Here is a 15999-nt window from a genome sequence, read left to right as displayed (position 1 = left end):
AGATGCCCGCGTTTGCCGTGCTGCGGGAAACAGCGCACGGCAGCCCGGCGACCGGTCCGCGGACATAAAATTCGGCGGGGAACGCGGAAAGCGCTTGCTTTCGCGTTCCCCGCCTAAAGGTGCCTAGGAATGCCCGTTTATCAAACTAAATGCATCTGAGTGATTCAGATTACATGAAGTCCTGATAGTTGTCGGCAGTGACCTTGACATACGGGACCCAGATGTACTTGCCATCGGTGACGTCGTAGCCAACGGTATCCTTGGTGATCTCGAGACCCTGCGCAGCCGCGACGGCCACGTTGACGGTCGCGATGCCCTGGTTCTCAGCGTCGTTCAGGACGGTGCCGAGCAGCTCGCCCTTGCTCATGGACTCCAGAGCCGGAGCGGTCGCGTCAACGCCGACGACCGGGATGTACTTGGAAGCGTCGCCAGTGTTGTAGCCTTCAGCCTTCAGGGCTTCGATCGCGCCGAGCGCCATGTCGTCGTTGTTCGCGAAGACAGCCTCGATCTTGTCAAGACCCTGGGAAGCGATGAAGCTCTTCATGAGGTCGGTCGCCTTGACCTTATCCCACATGGCGGTATCCTGGCCGAGCGCCTCGGTCTTGAAGGTGCCGTCGTCCTCGATGGCCTTGATGCAGTACTCGGAGCGGAGAACCGCGTCCTGATGTCCGGGCTCGCCCTGGAGCATGACGTACTGGATCACGCCGTCGCCGTTCTTGTCGGCGCCTGCATTGGCCTTGAAGTAGTCGAGAATGATCTGGCCGGACATCGTGCCGGACTCCTCGGCGCGGGCGCCGACGTACCAGGTCTTGTCATACTTCGCCATGTCCTCTTCGGAAGGCTGACGGTTGAGCAGAACGATCGGGATGCCAGCGGCGGAAGCCTTGTCGATGATCGGGCCGGCGGCGGTCAGGTCGACCGGGTTGACAGCCAGAGCATTGACGCCCTTGGTGATGTAGGTGTCGACCTGCTCGTTCTGGGTCGGCTGCTTGTTCTGGGAGTCCACGATCTCGATGGTCGCGCCCAGGGACTCAGCCTGCGCGGTCATGTTGTTGCGGACGCCGGTCATGAAGGTATCGTCGAATTTGTAGATGCAAGCGCCGACGGTGATGCCGTCGCCGTTCAGGGTCGCGGGGGCAGCATCCGCAGCGGGAGCTTCCTCGGACGGAGCGGCGTCTTCGGCGGGAGCAGTGGACTCGGCCGGAGCGGCGGGCTCAACCGGAGCAGGCTCGGCGGCGGGCTTGCTGCCGCACGCGGCCAGAGACAGAATCATGAGTGATGCGAACACGAGAGCGAGAATTTTTTTCATCATTCAATTCCTCCTAAACATTTGTGTTCTTTCTTCCGGCGGTATGGACGTATTCTCCCGATACGCTCACGCCACCGTTTTCATTATAGACGGGGGTAACTTCGAAAACCATCAAATTTTCTTTGCAGTTTCATGAAATATCTTCACAGATATGACATTTTGGACGATAAATGCACCGATTGATTGTTTAATTTGACAATGAACTGTAAAATACAAACAGAAAGCATTGAAAAATGTGAGATTTTTTTGCCCAAACTAAACAGGAAAGGAGTGTTTTCCCACCTTTTCCAGATATTGACGAAACGCCCGAAAACAGCCGCTTTGCGGCGTATGGGAGCTGTAAATTTGGTGCAATATTCCATTGTGGGCGGGTCTTCCTTGACAAGCGCGGCGGGGTGGGGTAAAATATGAAATCGGAATTCATTTTCAAATTACAGGGGGCGAAGGGATGCCGGACGGATACAAGACGCGCCAGCGGGAGCGGATTCTGCAGTTTCTGACCGAGAACCGCGACAGGCACCTGTCCGCGGAGGACGTGGCCGCCCATCTGCGCGCCCAGCAGCTCCCCGTCGGACGGACGACCGTCTACCGGACCCTCGACCGGCTGGTCGAGCAGGGCGCGGTGCGCCGCTACTACCTCGGGGAGGGCGCGGGCGCCTGCTACCAGTTCACCGGACGGGAGGACTGCCATGAGCACTTTCATTTAAAGTGCACCGGCTGCGGCAGGCTCATCCACGTCGAGTGCGACTATCTCGGCGAGGTGTCGAAGCATGTGCTGGAGCACCACCAGTTTACGATCGACAACACCAAGACGGTGCTCTACGGCCTCTGCGCCGACTGCGCCGCGAAGAACCAGGGAGAACCCAAATGAAAAAGATCCAAAGAATAGCCGCCGCCCTTCTCTCGGTCCTCCTGCTGGCGGGCTGCGCGGCCCCGGCCGGAGACGGCGGGGAGGACGGCCGGGTGAAGGTCGTGGCGACCCTCTTTCCCCAGTACGACTTTGCGCGGCAGATCGCGGGGGAGCACGCCGACGTGACGCTGCTGCTGCCGCCGGGGGTGGAGAGCCACTCCTACGAGCCGACCCCCGCGGACATCATCATGATCGGGAAGGCCGACCTCTTCCTCTATACGGGCGAATATATGGAGCCGTGGGCGGAGAAGATCCTCGCCGGCGCCGGGGAGGGCGTGCGGGCGGTGGACCTGTCGGCGCATGTGACGCTCGAAAAGGACGATGACGGGGACGGCCACGACCACGGCGGGTACGACCCGCACATCTGGACCGACCCGCAGAACGCCAAGATCATGGTGGACGACATCGCGGCGGCGCTCTGCGCGGCCGACCCGGGGAACGCCGGGGAGTACCAGACGGCCGCGGCGGAATATAAGGAACGGCTCGGCGCGCTCGACGAACGGTTCTCCGAGGTCGTGGAGACGGGAAAGCGCCGGGAGATCGTCTTCGGCGGCCGGTTCGCGCTGCACTATTTCGCCGAGCGGTACGGGCTCACCTGCATCTCGGCGTTCGACTCCTGCTCGGGCGAGACCGAGCCGAGCGCGGGCGCGGTGGCGCAGATCATCCGCGCGATCGAGACGGACGGCGTCCCCGTCATCTACTACGAGGAGCTGACCGACCCGAAGGTCGCGCGCTCGATCGCGGAGGAGACGGGCGCGAAGCCGCTGCTGCTCCACTCCTGCCACAACGTCTCCAGGGAGGAGCTGCAAAACGGCGCGACCTACCTCTCGCTGATGGAGCAGAACGTTGAAAACCTGCGGGAGGGGCTGAACTGATGGCGCTGATATCCTGTAAAAACGTGACGATGGGCTACGAGAACCAGCTGGCCGTGGAAGACGTCAGCTTCGACATTGAGGACGGCGACTACGTCTGCATTGTCGGGGAGAACGGCTCGGGCAAGTCGACGCTGCTCAAGGGGCTGCTCGGGCTCCTGAAGCCGCGCGCCGGGGAGATCGCCTTCGGCGACGGGCTCAAACAGAATATGATCGGCTACCTGCCCCAGCAGACGATCGTCCAGCGGGACTTTCCCGCGTCGGTGTGGGAGGTCGTGCTCTCGGGCTGCCTCAACCGCCGTGGGATGCGGCCCTTCTATTCGCCCGCCGAACGGAGGATCGCGTCGGCCAACATCGAAAAACTGAGCATCGGCGGGCTGGTCAAAAAATCCTACCGCGACCTGTCGGGGGGGCAGCAGCAGCGGGTGCTGCTCGCGCGCGCCCTCTGCGCCACCGAAAAGCTGCTGCTGCTCGACGAGCCGGTGACGGGGCTCGACCCGGTCGTCACCAGCGAGCTCTACGCGCTGATCCGGCAGCTCAACCGGGAGGGCGTGACGATCGTCATGGTCAGCCACGACATCAACTGCTCGGTGCATTACGCGGGCAAGATCCTGCATATGGACACCGGCGTGCTCTTCTACGGGCCGTCGGAAAAATATCTGGAAAGCGACGTCTGCCGCAGGCTGCTGGGAGGTGACGCGCATGGGTGAGCTGTTCCGCGAGCTCTTCTCCTATTCCTTTATCAGCCGCGCGCTCATCGTGGGCATCCTCGTCGCCCTCTGCGCCGCCCTGCTCGGGGTCTCCCTCGTGCTCAAGAGGTATTCGATGATCGGCGACGGCCTCTCCCACGTCGGGTTCGGCGCGCTGTCGGTCGCGATGGCGATGAACGTCGCGCCGCTGGCCGTATCGGTGCCCGTCGTCGTGATCGCCGCGTTTCTGCTGCTGCGCATCAGCGAAAGCAGCAAGATCAAGGGGGACGCCGCCATCGCGCTCATCGCGTCGAGCGCGCTCGCGATCGGCGTCATCGTCACCTCGCTGACCACCGGCATGAACACCGACGTCTACGGCTATATGTTCGGCAGCATCCTCGCGATGAGCGGGGGGGACGTCGTGCTCTCCGTCGCGCTGTCCGCCGTCGTGCTGCTGCTCTTCGTCTGCTTTTACAACAAGATCTTTGCCGTCACCTTCGACGAGGCGTTCGCGCAGGCCACCGGCACCAATGCGAAGCTCTACAACATGCTCATCGCCTTTTTGACGGCGATCACCATCGTCGTGGGCATGCGCATCATGGGCGCGATGCTCATCTCCTCCCTCATCATCTTCCCGGCGCTCACCTCGATGCGGGTCTGCCGCAGCTTCAAGGGGGTCGTCGTCACCTCCGCGGCCGTGTCGGTCGTCTGCTTCTTCGCGGGGATCGTGGGGTCGTTCGCCTTCTCCACCCCGGCGGGCGCGTCGGTCGTCGTCGCGAACATCGCAGTCTTCGCCTGCTTCTGGCTGGCGGGGCTCGCGCGTTCCCGCTTCGGGAAGGCATAGCAAATAAAAACGGGCGGGCCGCGTGAGCGGCCCGCCCGTTTTTCGTTTATTTTAAGAATCCCTCAATGATCTTCTGTTCGGCCTCCTGCTCGGTGAGGCCCAGCGTCATCAGCTTGGTGAGCTGCTCGCCCGCAATCTTGCCGATGGCCGCCTCATGGATGAGGGCGGCGTCGACGCTGGCCGCGGTCAGCTCGGGGATCGCGCTGACCGACCCCTCGTCCATGATGATCGCGTCGCAGGCGGAATGCCCGGTGCAGCGGGTATTGCCGTTGATGACCGAGCGGAACACCTGGTGGGAGCTGCCGCGCGCGACCGACCGGGAGACGAGGTCGCAGCCGGAGTCCTCCCCCGTGAGGTCGACGGAGAAATCGGTCTCGGCGGTCTGCTCCCCGTGGGTCATGAGCTTTTCGCGGATGACCAGCCGGGCGTCCTTCATGAGCTCGGCGCGGGTGATCCGTTTGGTCGAGTCGACCCCCTTGATCTGGGTGGTGTCCATCTTCATGTAGCCGCCCTCGTCGATGCGGACCCAGGTCTGCGGGTTGATGATCCGCCTGCCCGTCCCCTCGCCGACGCCGACGTGCTTTTCGAGGTAGAGGACCCGCGCGTCCTTGCCGATGAAGAAGCGGTGGACGCCGTTGTGCTGGGACTCCTCCTCCCCCTCGTTGTGCACACCGCAGCCCGCCACGATCGTGACGTCCGCGCCGTCGCCGATGTAGAAGTCGTTGTAGACGAGGTCGCGCACCCCCGTGTGGGTGACGCAGGCGGGGATGTAGACGGTTTCGCCCTTCGTGCCGGGCAGCACCCTGATGTCGATGCCCGGTTCGTCGGTCTTGGAGGTGATGCGCACGTTGTCGGTCGAGGCGCGCCCGGCGCAGCCGCCGTCCTCGCGGATGTTGTAGGCGGCGTTCTTCGGCACGCCGGAGAGCTCGGACACCATCTCGAGCAGCATTTCGGTGATCTTATTCATGGCAGATTCCCCCTTCCTGCGGGCAGAAGGCGCAGCGGCTCCCGTCGCCCTTGAGCAGGCCGGGGAGGATCTCCTCCCGCGGGCCGTGCGCCGTGACGACGCCGCTCGCGAGCACGACCAGCTCGTCCGCGATCTCCAGGATCCGCTCCTGGTGGGAGATGACGACGAGCGAGCCGCTCGTCTCCCGGCGCAGCTTCTGGAAGACGCCGATGAGGTTCTGGAAGCTCCACAGGTCGATGCCCGCCTCCGGCTCGTCGAAGATGGTGAGCCGCGTTTTGCGCGCCATGACCGACGCGATCTCGATCCGCTTGATCTCGCCGCCCGACAGGCTCGCGTTCACCTCGCGGTCGATGTAGTCCATCGCGCAGAGCCCCACGTCGCTGAGGTAGCCGCAGAGCTGCTGCTCGCTCAGGGAACCCCCGGCGGCCAGCTCGACGAGGTCCCGCACCGTCAGCCCCTTGAAGCGCACCGGCTGCTGGAAGGCGAAGCCGACGCCGCGCCTGGCGCGCTCGGTGATGCCGAGGCCGGTGACGTCCTCCCCGTCGAGGAGGATGCGCCCCGCCGCAGGCCGGGTGATTCCCGCGACGACGCGGGCGAGGGTGGATTTTCCGCCGCCGTTCGGCCCGGTGATCACGACGAATTTCCCGTCGTCGATTTTGAGGCTCACGTCCCGGAGGATGCCGCGGCTGTCGTCTACATCCACGGTGATATCTTGCAGTTCCAGCATGTTTTCACTCCTGTTTCTGTTGCTGATGTCCCAATTTTTCTGTTATCCCAGCGCCACGTCGAGGATCATCATGACGAGGAAGCCGAACATGACGCCGATGGTGCCCACATGGGAGTGTTCGCCGAGGTGCGCCTCGGGGATCAGCTCCTCGACGACCACATAGATCATCGCGCCCGCCGCGAAGGCGAGCAGCCAGGGCATGACGGGGGAGACCGACCCGGCGATCAGCACGGTGAGGATGCCGCCGATCGGTTCCACGATGCCCGAAAGCGCGCCGTAAATAAAGGAGCGGGTATTGGAGAGCCCCTCTTTCTTGAGGGGGAGGGAGATCGCGGCGCCCTCGGGGAAGTTCTGAAGCCCGATGCCAATGGCGAGCGCGACGGCCGCCGCGAAGGTGTTCGCCGCGCCGCCCTGCGCCGCCAGCGCGAAGGAGAGCCCGACCGCCATCCCCTCGGGGATGTTGTGCAGCGTGACGGCGAAGACGAGCATCGTCGTGCGCCGCAGGGAGGAGGGCATGCCCTCGGGGCTGTCGCTGCCCGGATGCAGGTGGGGGAGCAGGCGGTCGAGCAGCATGAGGAAGAGCCCGCCGAGCACAAAGCCGCCCGCCGCAGGGATCCAGCCGATCATCCCCTGCTCCTCCGCCATGTCGATGGCGGGGATGAGCAGCGACCAGACGGACGCCGCGATCATGACGCCCGCCGCGAACCCAAGAAAGACCTGCTGGAAGGACGCCTTGATCTCCCCGCGGAAGAAGAAGACGACCGCCGCGCCCAGCGCCGTCATTAAAAATGTAAACCCCGTGCCGATAGCGGCCGACAGGACGGGATGCAATGCGTTCATCATAACTACCGCCTCCTTGGTCGCCTTATATTATACCAGACAAGTATAGAAAAGGGAAGAGCCATTTTTGCGGCTGCGCGCCGGTCCCCAGCAGAACAGAAAAGAGCGGGGCGCGGCCCCGCTCTTTTAGGATGCTCCGCGCGAGTCCGTAAGATACTGCGCGGCGGAAAAGTCCAGGTATTCATACCGGCGGCTGTAACATCCGTCGGCGCCCCGGTCGACGGTGCTGCGGTTGCGCTCAAGGAAATTGACGAGCTGGTAGACGTCGATCCAGATCTCCCCGTTGCCGGTCTTCTGCGATTCGTCGAAGATGAGCTGCATGCCGAAATGCAGGTGGGGCACCTTCATCCCGTTGACGTCCTCGGTGTTGGAGTAGCCCGTCATGCCGAGATAGCCGATGACGTCGCCCGCCTGCACGACGCTCCCCTTTTCGAGCCCCGGCTGGTAGGGGCCCCCCTTGCGGAGGTGGGCGTAATAATAGTAGCGCCTGCCGTCAAAGGAGCGGATGCCGATCCGCCAGCCCCCATACTGGTTCCAGCCGAGCTCCTCGATCACCCCCGACTCGACCGCCACGATGGGACTGCCGACGTTGCCCATCAGGTCGTTGCCGAGATGCCTGCGCCGGTAGCCGAAGGAACGGGCGTTGCCGAAATCGTCGCAGTGGGAAAAGCCGAAGCCCTCCGCCACCGGGCAGTAGGCCTTGAGCCCGTATTTGACCTGCCAGCGCGGCTCTCCGTCCCCATCGGGCAGCGCGATGGCGTAATCCCCGACCATGCCGTCCAGCACCGCGCCGTAGGCCTCTTTATAATAGGGATAGTCCTTATATTCCCCGCCGATGCCGTCGAGCGCCTCCCCGGCGCGCAGCCGGTCCATCAGCCGGTCGAGGTCGGCGGCGCGGTAGGACTTCCAGTTGCCCCAGTAGCCCGCCGCGAGGCAGGCGAGCAGGTCGGGCATCGGCGCGGAAAGCCCCTCCCCGTGCGCCGTCACCGCCGCCCGGTAGCTCCCGTCGAGCGCGGCCGAGGGTACGTTGAAATCGACCCATTTGATATAGGAGGAGGCGGGCAGCGCCTCCGAAGCGGGCGCCGCGGCGGGACGCGCGGCAAACAGCGCCGCCCCCGCGGCCGCCGCCAGCAGAATCCCCGCAAGAACGATTTTTCCGCGCCGCATGGCAACCCCTCCCCGTCCCACCATTATATGTGCGGAGGGGGCGGCGGTATGCGCTTTGCGCGGCGCCTCTGACGCTTCCGCCCAGATGCGCGATGATACCACACGCGTTTTGCATGTGGTATAATGGGAACCGGAAGGGAGGGCTGCCATATGGATATTTCCAAGCGGAACGCCATGCAGATCGTCAACGAGATCAGCGGCATCATCGGCCAGCACGTCAACATGATGGACGCGGACGGCACGATCATCGCGAGCACCGACCCCGAGCGGATGGATACCTACCACGAGGGCGCCGCGCGGGTGATCGGGGAGCATCTCGACGAGCTGATCATCCAGAGCGACGACGAATACGAGGGGACCCGGAAGGGGATCAACCTGCCCATCCTGCTCGACGGGGAGATCGCGGGGGTCGTGGGGATCACCGGCGAGCGGGACGAGGTGGTCAAATACGGGCAGATCATCAAAAAGATGACGGAGATTCTGCTGATCGAGAATTTCGACAAGGAGCAGAAGAAGATTGACGACCGCATCCGCACCCGCTTCATCGACGAATGGCTCTACGGCGACGCGATCAGCCAGGGACAGGCGTTCATCCAGCGGGGCGCGCGGCTGGGCATCGACATCACGCTGCCCCGCCGGGTGCTCGTGGCGGAGATCGAAAACCTGCGGGACTACAGCGACAGCCCCGAGGGCCAGCGGATCATCGACCGGGTGAACAAGACGGTCCGCCGGATGGTCGGGGAGGAGAAGAACGGCGTCTTCGCCAAGACGGCCTCCCAGATGATCTGCCTCATGCCCGACTGCGAGGACGCGAAGCTGCGGTTCTTCGCGCAGCAGATCCAGGCGCAGGTGTGGCGGCAGTTCAGCATCCGCGTGATCGTGGGCGCGGACAGCCGGGACGGCAGCCTCCTGCACCAGTCCTACCTGCGCGCCCACAAGGCGCTCAGGGCCTGCCGCGCCTCCCGCGGGAGCACGATCCGGTTCTATGACGACATCAACCTCGAGCTCTTCATGGATGAGATTCCCCAGACCTCCAAGGCGGAATTCATCCGCCGCATCTTCCGCGGCTTCACCCCCGAGGAGATCGACTCCTGGGTGCACCTGCTGGAGGTCTATTTCGAGGCGGACGGATCGCTCTCCGACGCGGCCGCCCAGCTCTTCATCCACAAGAACACCCTCCAGTACAAGCTGCGCAAGCTCTGTGAGCAGACGGGCTACGACCCGCGCAGCCTGTCGGATTCGTCTCTCTTCTATCTGGCGGTGCAGTTCTACAACGAAAACCGGGACGAGCTGAATTTTGTATAGAATGTGAACAAAGGAGGGGCGCTTTCTATAATTCTGTTTTCAGGGACAGATTCTATTGATAGAATCTGTCCCTGAAAACATAGACGGCAAACAAATGGCATAGTATAATTATGACAGAAAAAGGGAAAAATCGGCGGGACAAAATGTGGAAAACACCCAATCGTGTAAAAGCCGCTCCTCCGGGCCTCACGGGATGGCCCCGGATGGGCGGCTCGTTAAAGAACGAGAGCGGACAATCGGGGCAGGCGGCGGCGAAAGCCGCATCACATAGGCATGTTTGAATGGAGGTAGAGACTATGACAGGAGTACCGCTTCTCATCACATTTGTCATCGCGATCGTCGTGATGATCCTCGCAATTTCCAAGCTGAAACTGCACCCCTTCCTCGCCATCATGGGCGTGGCGCTGCTGCTGGCGATTATCGTCGGCATCCCGCTTGCCGATATCCCCGGCACGATCGGCGCGGGCTTCTCCGGCACCTTCTCCAGCATCGGCATCGTCATCATCCTCGGCGCGATGATCGGCTTCTTCCTCGAGAAGACCGGCGGCGCCATCCGCCTTGCCGACGCGGTCGTCAAGATCGTGGGCAAGAAGCACCCCGAAATCGCCATCATGCTGATGGGCTGGATCGTCTCGATCCCCGTCTTCTGCGACAGCGGGTTCGTCATCCTCAACCCCATCCGCAAGGCGATGGTCAAAAAGACGATGTGCTCCTCCGTCGCGATGACGGTGGCGCTGTCGGGCGGCCTTTACATCTCGCACGTCTTCATCCCGCCGACGCCCGGCCCGATCGCGGCGGCCGGCACCCTCGGCATCGGGAACAACCTGCTGCTCGTCATCGGCATGGGCGCGCTCGTCTCGATCCCCTGCCTGGTCGTGGCGTATTTCTTCGCCAAATACATCGGCAAGCGGGTCAAATCCCCCTCTGAGGACAACCCCGACGACAATGAGGTCGTCAAGAGCTATGAGGAGCTCGTCAGGGAGTACGGCAAGCTGCCGAGCACCCTGGCCTCCTTCGCCCCGATCGTTCTGCCGATCATCCTGATGGCGCTCAGCTCGATCTCCTCGATCCTCGGCTGGCAGGGCGGGCTCGCGAGCGTCTGCGCCTTCCTCGGCGCGCCGATCATCGCGCTGGCGGTCGGCCTGCTGTGCAGCATCGCGACGCTGGTCACCACCGGCAAGATGGGCGAATTCCGCGATCTGACCGACGAGACCCTCAAGACGGTCGGCCCGATCCTCTTCATCACCGCCGCGGGCGGCGTGCTCGGCAAGATCATCTCCACCGCGGGCTTCGTCGACTACATGTCGGAGAACGCGGCGTTCCTGTCGAGCGTCGGCATCTTCTTCCCCTTCCTCATCGCCGCCATCCTCAAGTCGGCGCAGGGCTCCTCGACGGTCGCGATCACCACGACCGCCGGCATCATGGGCGCGATCTCCGAGTCGGGCAGCATGATGGCCGCGCTGGGGCTGACCTCCCCGGTGGCCGCCGCCCTGACCGTCATGGCGATCGGCGCGGGCGCGATGACCGTATCCCACGCGAACGACTCCTACTTCTGGGTCGTCACCAACTTCGGCGAGCTCAAGGCGCAGGACGGCTACAAAACGCAGACCATGCTGACGCTGCTGATGGGCGTCGCGGCTATGATCTTCATCTGGATTCTCTCCCTCATCCTCATTTGACGCGGGCGGGGGCAAACATTTCAAGGATGGAAAGCCGGACAGGATCTGTCCGGCTTTTCTCCAAAGGGGGATATGCATGAAAAAAGTGATCCTGATGCCCGACTCCTTCAAGGGGACGATGAGTTCCTCGGAGATCTGCGGCATTATGGAAAAGGCGGTCCGCGCCTACTATCCGGAAGCGGAGGTCGTCCCGATCCCCGTCGCGGACGGCGGGGAGGGAAGCGTGGACGCGTTTCTGGCCGCCGTCGGCGGCGAGCGGGTCACGGTCCCCGTGAGGGGACCCTATATGGAGGAGATGGAGGGGTACTACGGCCTGCTGGACGGCGGCTCCACCGCCGTCATCGAGATGGCGGCCTGCGCGGGCCTGCCGCTCGTGGGGGAGAACCGGCACGCCGAAAAGACCACCACCTACGGCGTCGGCCAGCTCATGGCCCACGCCGCGGGGCGCGGCTGCAAAAAGATGATCGTCGGGCTGGGCGGCAGCGCCACCAACGATTTCGGGGCGGGCGCGGCCGCGGCGCTCGGCGTGCGCTTTCTCGACGAGGCGGGGGAGGAATTCGTCCCGGTGGGCGAAAACCTCGCGCGCGTCGCGAAGATCGACATGTCGGGGCTGCTGCCCGCGCTCCGGGGGATCGAGGTCATCACGATGTGCGACATCGACAATCCCCTCTGCGGCAAAAACGGCGCGGCCCACATCTTCGGCCCGCAGAAGGGCGCAGACCCCGCGATGGTCGAATACCTCGACGGGCAGCTCTCCGCGATCGCCCGCACGGTCGGGCGGGAGCTCGGCCGCGACGTGGCGGACCTGCCGGGCGCGGGCGCGGCGGGCGGCATGGGGGGCGGCATGGTCGCCTTCCTCGGCTCCCGGCTGCAGATGGGCATCGAAACGGTGCTCGACACCGTCGGCTTCGACCGGCTCGTGTCCGACGCGGACCTTGTGCTGAGCGGCGAGGGCAAGATCGACACCCAGAGCCTGCGCGGCAAGGTGGTCATCGGCGTGGCCCGCCGCTGCAAAAAGCACGGCGTGCCGCTCGTGGCGCTCGTCGGGGACATCGGCGACAACATCGAAAACGCCTATGAGGAGGGGGTGTCGGCGGTCTTCAGCACCAACCGCGTGGCGGTCGACTTTTCGGTCGCCAGGACGCGCAGCAAAAGCGACATGGCGCTCACCGTCGACAACCTCATGCGTTTTCTCAGCCGGATCGGCTTTTAAGGGGGCGCTGTCATGAAGATCGGATTTATCGGCCTCGGCATCATGGGCAGGCCGATGGCAAAGAACCTCCTGCGGGCGGGGCACGCGCTCACCGTCTGCGACCACCATCCCGAGCATGTGGCAGAGCTCGCCGCGGCGGGCGCGCGCGCGGCGGATACGCCGCGGGAGGCCGCCGCCGGAAACGAGCTGGTGATCACCATGCTGCCCAACTCCCCCAACGTCCGCGAGGCGGTCTGCGGGGAGGGGGGCGTGCTCGAGGGGGCGGCGCCGGGGACGGTCCTCGTGGACATGAGCTCGATCGCGCCGGGCGCTTCGCAGGAGATTGCGGCGGCCTGCGCGGAAAAGGGGGTCAAAATGCTCGACGCGCCGGTGAGCGGCGGCGAGCCCAAGGCGGTCGACGGGACGCTGTCGATCATGGCGGGCGGCGAACGGGCGGTTTTCGACGCGGTCAGGCCGGTGCTGCTCTGCATGGGCGCGAGCGCCGTCTGGTGCGGTGAGATCGGCGCGGGCAACACGACCAAGCTCGCCAACCAGGTGATCGTCGCGGCGAACATCGCGGCGGTTTCCGAAGCGATGATGCTCGCCCGCCGCGCGGGGGTGGACCCCGCGCGGGTATTCGACGCGGTGAAGGGCGGGCTCGCGGGCTCGGCGGTGCTGAACGCCAAGACGCCGATGATGCTCGAACGCAATTTCGCCCCGGGCTTCCGCATCGACCTGCACGTCAAGGACCTCGGCAACGCGCTCGAGACGGGACACGCCGTGGGCGCGCCGCTGCCGCTGACCGCCGCGGTCATGGAGATGATGCAGACGCTGCGCGCCGACGGCCGCGGCGGAGACGACCACAGCGCGCTGGTGGGATTTTATGAGAAGATCGCCGGGGAGACGATCACTTAGGGGGACCTCGCCCTAAGCGCCGTTTCCGGGGACTTTGAAAGGTCCCCCGCGCTTCGTCAAGCGCGGAACAAAAAAAGTCAGGCGGCCGCCCGTTTGGGCGGCCGCTCCTTTTATGCGGGTTATGCGGGCGCGGAAGGGGGATATCGGCAAAAAAGGCGGCGCGCATCCCGGAGGGCAGCCGCCCGTCGGCCCGGAATGCACGCCAATCTGCGAAAAGAGAAAAGAAAGGGACAGAGAAAAAAGAAGGAAATAGAAGTGGTCAAATATTGAAGAGCAGTTCCCCATAGGTCGGGAAGGGCCAGTATGCCTTGCCGGTGAGCGATTCGAGCTCGTCTGCGGCGGCGCGCAGCTCCTGCATGGCGGCGAAGAGGGCGCCTGCGCAGAAATCGGCCTGCTCCTTGGCGGAGGGGAGCTCCCCGAGCCGCCGGAGCTGCTCTTCCAGAAGCTCGGTCCTGCGGTAGACGCCTCCCTCCAGGTCCGAGAGCCTGCCGAGCAGCTCGCGCTCCATGACGCAGCCCAGCTCGCGGTCGAACGACTGCTTGGCCAGGGCGGCGGCGGTGAGGTCCTTCACGTAGGCGTTGACCGCCGGGAGGATCTCCTTGCGCGACATCTCCAGCATCGTCTGCGCCTCGATCGCGAGGGTCTTGGCGTAGCTTTCCAGCAGGATTTCGTAGCGGGAACGCATCTCCGTCTCGGTAAAGATCTGATGCCTGGTGAAGAGCGCGATGTTCTTCGGGCTCACAAAACAGGGGAGCGCCTCGGGGGTGGTGCGCAGGTTGAGCAGGCCGCGCTTTTCGGCCTCCCGCTTCCACTCGTCGCTGTAGCTGTTGCCGTTGAAGATGATGCGGCGGTGCTCGCGGATGACCCGCCTGATGAGGTCGTGCAGCGCGCCGTCAAAGTCGTCCGCATTTTCCAGCGCGTCGGCGAACCGGCCCAGCGATTCGGCCACGATCGTGTTGAGGACGATGTTCGGCCCCGAAATCGAGAAGGAGGAGCCGAGCATGCGGAACTCGAACTTGTTGCCGGTGAAGGCGAAGGGGGAGGTGCGGTTGCGGTCGGTGGCGTCCTTGGGGAAGCGCGGGAGGACGTGCACGCCCACGCGCAGCTCCCCGGCGCTCTGGGGGTCGTAGGGTGTTCCGCTCTCGATCGAGTCGAGGATCCCGGTCAGCACGTCGCCCAGATAGATCGACACGATGGCGGGCGGGGCCTCGTTTGCGCCGAGGCGGTGGTCGTTGCCCGCGCTCGCGACGGACACGCGCATCAAATCCTGGTAGTCGTCGACCGCCTGGATGACGGCGGCGAGGAAGAGCAGGAACTGCGCGTTCTCCTGCGGGGAATCGCCCGGCTCGAGCAGGTTCTGCCCCGCGTCGGTGGAGAGGGACCAGTTGTCGTGCTTGCCGCTGCCGTTGACTCCCGCGAAGGGCTTTTCATGCAGCAGGCAGACCAGCCCGTGACGGTCGGCGACGTTCTTCATCAGCTCCATGACGAGCTGGTTGTGGTCGGTCGCCGCGTTGGTGGAGGTGTAGATGGACGCCAGTTCGTGCTGGGAGGGCGCGACCTCGTTGTGCTCGGTCTTGGCGGGGATGCCCAGCTTCCACAGCTCCTCGTCCAGCTCCTTCATATAGGCGGAGACGCGTGGCTTGATCGCGCCGAAATAATGGTCCTCCAGCTCCTGTCCCTTGGGGGGCTTCGCGCCGTAGAGGGTGCGCCCGCAGAACACCAGATCCCGCCGCTGCCGGTAGAGGGCCTTGTCGACGAGGAAATACTCCTGCTCGGGGCCGACGGTGGTGACCACCCGCCGGACCCCTTCGTTCCCGAAGAGGCGCAAAATGCGCAGCGCCTGCCGGTTAAGCGCCTCCATTGAGCGGAGCAGGGGGGTCTTCTTGTCGAGCGCCTCGCCCGAATAGGAGTAGAAGACGGTGGGGATGCAGAGGGTGCGGTCCTTGATGAAGGCGTAGGAGGTGGGGTCCCAGGCGGTGTAGCCGCGCGCCTCGAAGGTCGCGCGCAGGCCGCCGGAGGGAAAGCTCGACGCGTCCGGCTCCCCCTTGACGAGCTCCTTGCCGGAAAATTCCATGATCACGCTGCCGTCGGAGGAGGCGGAGATGAAGCTGTCGTGCTTTTCGGCGGTGACGCCGGTCATCGGCTGGAACCAGTGGGTGAAATGGGTGCATCCGCGCTCGACGGCCCAGTCCTTCATGGCGTTGGCCACGACGTTGGCGATGTTGACGTCGAGCTTCTTGCCGTTCTCGATCGTGTTCCGGAGGGCCCTGTAGGTCTCCTTGGGCAGGCGCTGCCGCATCGCGCGGTCATCGAACACCATGCTGCCGAAGATGTCGGGGAGTTTGTTCGCGCAGTTTGCAGTCATGACAGATGCTCCTTTCATTTCGCTGGCGCAAAAAAGAAATAAAAAAGAGGCGCCGCGGGCTGGAACCCGCAGCGCCTTTGCTGTGCATGTCGTTATTATAGGCGGCGGAAATCCCGATGTCAATGGGGTTTTGTAAAGTTGGTGCGATTTATCCGTTTAACCTGCCGAATCATTTGTGAGTTTCGGTGAATCTGCCAAAATCGCAGGATTTGCATGAC

The 15999-nt window shown here is 64.1% G+C and carries 13 protein-coding genes and 1 pseudogene; 8 read left to right on the top strand and 6 right to left on the bottom strand.

Going from position 1 to position 15999, the window contains the following annotated elements; translation table 11 throughout:
- Positions 1-169: 169 nt before the first annotated feature.
- Positions 170-1102 (bottom strand): annotated as a pseudogene (locus C1A13_RS11450) (galactose ABC transporter substrate-binding protein); the annotation flags it as partial.
- A 655-nt stretch (positions 1103-1757) separates the two neighbouring features.
- Between C1A13_RS11450 and C1A13_RS11445 the strand changes: the two are divergent.
- From C1A13_RS11445 to C1A13_RS11430, 4 genes are read left to right on the top strand one after another with little or no spacing between them, the layout of a single operon-like run.
- Positions 1758-2180, top strand: coding sequence for a Fur family transcriptional regulator (locus tag C1A13_RS11445; protein WP_101552099.1), 423 nt, complete (start codon positions 1758-1760; stop codon positions 2178-2180).
- The gene (locus C1A13_RS11440) at positions 2177-3094 is read left to right on the top strand and encodes a metal ABC transporter substrate-binding protein (protein WP_101552097.1); all 918 of its coding nucleotides are present in this window, start codon (positions 2177-2179) and stop codon (positions 3092-3094) included. The genes C1A13_RS11445 and C1A13_RS11440 overlap by 4 nt, the downstream gene beginning before the upstream one ends.
- Entirely contained in the window at positions 3094-3801 is a 708-nt protein-coding gene (locus tag C1A13_RS11435; protein WP_101552095.1) for a metal ABC transporter ATP-binding protein, read from the top strand. Before C1A13_RS11440 ends, C1A13_RS11435 begins: the two co-directional genes overlap by 1 nt.
- Entirely contained in the window at positions 3794-4624 is an 831-nt protein-coding gene (locus C1A13_RS11430; protein WP_101552093.1) for a metal ABC transporter permease, read from the top strand. The genes C1A13_RS11435 and C1A13_RS11430 overlap by 8 nt, the downstream gene beginning before the upstream one ends.
- 46 nt (positions 4625-4670) lie before the next feature.
- Here the strand turns inward: C1A13_RS11430 and C1A13_RS11425 are convergent, their stop codons facing one another.
- The 4 genes from C1A13_RS11425 to C1A13_RS11410 form a co-directional block, all read right to left on the bottom strand.
- On the bottom strand, positions 4671-5591 hold the full coding sequence (locus C1A13_RS11425) for a SufB/SufD family protein (protein ID WP_101552091.1): 921 nt from the start codon (positions 5589-5591) through the stop codon (positions 4671-4673).
- The gene (locus tag C1A13_RS11420; RefSeq protein ID WP_101552089.1) at positions 5584-6318 is read right to left on the bottom strand and encodes an ABC transporter ATP-binding protein; all 735 of its coding nucleotides are present in this window, start codon (positions 6316-6318) and stop codon (positions 5584-5586) included. The genes C1A13_RS11425 and C1A13_RS11420 overlap by 8 nt, the downstream gene beginning before the upstream one ends.
- A 42-nt stretch (positions 6319-6360) precedes the next feature.
- Positions 6361-7158, bottom strand: a complete 798-nt coding sequence (locus C1A13_RS11415; RefSeq protein WP_101553269.1) for a ZIP family metal transporter — start codon at positions 7156-7158, stop codon at positions 6361-6363.
- 126 nt (positions 7159-7284) lie between these two features.
- Entirely contained in the window at positions 7285-8325 is a 1041-nt protein-coding gene (locus C1A13_RS11410; RefSeq protein WP_172439267.1) for a M23 family metallopeptidase, read from the bottom strand.
- Positions 8326-8475: 150 nt separating this feature from the next.
- Between C1A13_RS11410 and C1A13_RS11405 the strand changes: the two genes are divergently transcribed.
- From C1A13_RS11405 to garR, 4 genes are all read left to right on the top strand, one after another.
- Positions 8476-9630, top strand: a complete 1155-nt coding sequence (locus tag C1A13_RS11405; RefSeq protein WP_158595539.1) for a CdaR family transcriptional regulator — start codon at positions 8476-8478, stop codon at positions 9628-9630.
- 296 nt (positions 9631-9926) lie between these two features.
- The gene (locus C1A13_RS11400; protein WP_101552082.1) at positions 9927-11309 is read left to right on the top strand and encodes a GntP family permease; all 1383 of its coding nucleotides are present in this window, start codon (positions 9927-9929) and stop codon (positions 11307-11309) included.
- A 76-nt stretch (positions 11310-11385) separates the two neighbouring features.
- Complete coding sequence (locus tag C1A13_RS11395) at positions 11386-12522, top strand: glycerate kinase family protein (protein WP_101552080.1); 1137 nt, start codon at positions 11386-11388, stop codon at positions 12520-12522.
- A gap of 12 nt (positions 12523-12534) precedes the next feature.
- Positions 12535-13416 carry a 2-hydroxy-3-oxopropionate reductase gene (gene garR / locus C1A13_RS11390; protein WP_101552078.1) on the top strand — a complete coding sequence of 294 codons (882 nt, stop codon included), beginning with the start codon at positions 12535-12537 and terminating at the stop codon, positions 13414-13416.
- Positions 13417-13675: 259 nt separating this feature from the next.
- On the opposite strand, the gene C1A13_RS11385 is transcribed toward garR, so the two are convergent.
- A complete protein-coding gene (locus C1A13_RS11385) occupies positions 13676-15781 on the bottom strand; it encodes a glutamine synthetase III family protein (protein ID WP_101552076.1) in 2106 nt (701 codons plus the stop codon).
- Positions 15782-15999 lie beyond the last annotated feature (218 nt).

Origin of the sequence: Anaerotruncus massiliensis (ex Togo et al. 2026) (assembly GCF_900199635.1) — a bacterium.
Classification (GTDB): domain Bacteria; phylum Bacillota; class Clostridia; order Oscillospirales; family Ruminococcaceae; genus Anaerotruncus; species Anaerotruncus massiliensis.
This window is presented reverse-complemented; position numbering and strand designations above follow the sequence as displayed.

What these genes read in the sequence shown, in the direction of transcription:
- C1A13_RS11430 (WP_101552093.1), top strand. Translation starts at nt 3,794, where the DNA reads ATGGGTGAGCTGTTCCGCGAGCTCTTCTCCTATTCCTTTATCAGCCGC.
- C1A13_RS11440 (WP_101552097.1), top strand. Translation starts at nt 2,177, where the DNA reads ATGAAAAAGATCCAAAGAATAGCCGCCGCCCTTCTCTCGGTCCTCCTG.
- garR (WP_101552078.1), top strand. Translation starts at nt 12,535, where the DNA reads ATGAAGATCGGATTTATCGGCCTCGGCATCATGGGCAGGCCGATGGCA.
- C1A13_RS11385 (WP_101552076.1), bottom strand. Translation starts at nt 15,781, where the DNA reads ATGACTGCAAACTGCGCGAACAAACTCCCCGACATCTTCGGCAGCATG.
- C1A13_RS11400 (WP_101552082.1), top strand. Translation starts at nt 9,927, where the DNA reads ATGACAGGAGTACCGCTTCTCATCACATTTGTCATCGCGATCGTCGTG.
- C1A13_RS11410 (WP_172439267.1), bottom strand. Translation starts at nt 8,325, where the DNA reads ATGCGGCGCGGAAAAATCGTTCTTGCGGGGATTCTGCTGGCGGCGGCC.
- C1A13_RS11420 (WP_101552089.1), bottom strand. Translation starts at nt 6,318, where the DNA reads ATGCTGGAACTGCAAGATATCACCGTGGATGTAGACGACAGCCGCGGC.
- C1A13_RS11445 (WP_101552099.1), top strand. Translation starts at nt 1,758, where the DNA reads ATGCCGGACGGATACAAGACGCGCCAGCGGGAGCGGATTCTGCAGTTT.
- C1A13_RS11405 (WP_158595539.1), top strand. Translation starts at nt 8,476, where the DNA reads ATGGATATTTCCAAGCGGAACGCCATGCAGATCGTCAACGAGATCAGC.
- C1A13_RS11435 (WP_101552095.1), top strand. Translation starts at nt 3,094, where the DNA reads ATGGCGCTGATATCCTGTAAAAACGTGACGATGGGCTACGAGAACCAG.
- C1A13_RS11395 (WP_101552080.1), top strand. Translation starts at nt 11,386, where the DNA reads ATGAAAAAAGTGATCCTGATGCCCGACTCCTTCAAGGGGACGATGAGT.
- C1A13_RS11425 (WP_101552091.1), bottom strand. Translation starts at nt 5,591, where the DNA reads ATGAATAAGATCACCGAAATGCTGCTCGAGATGGTGTCCGAGCTCTCC.
- C1A13_RS11415 (WP_101553269.1), bottom strand. Translation starts at nt 7,158, where the DNA reads ATGAACGCATTGCATCCCGTCCTGTCGGCCGCTATCGGCACGGGGTTT.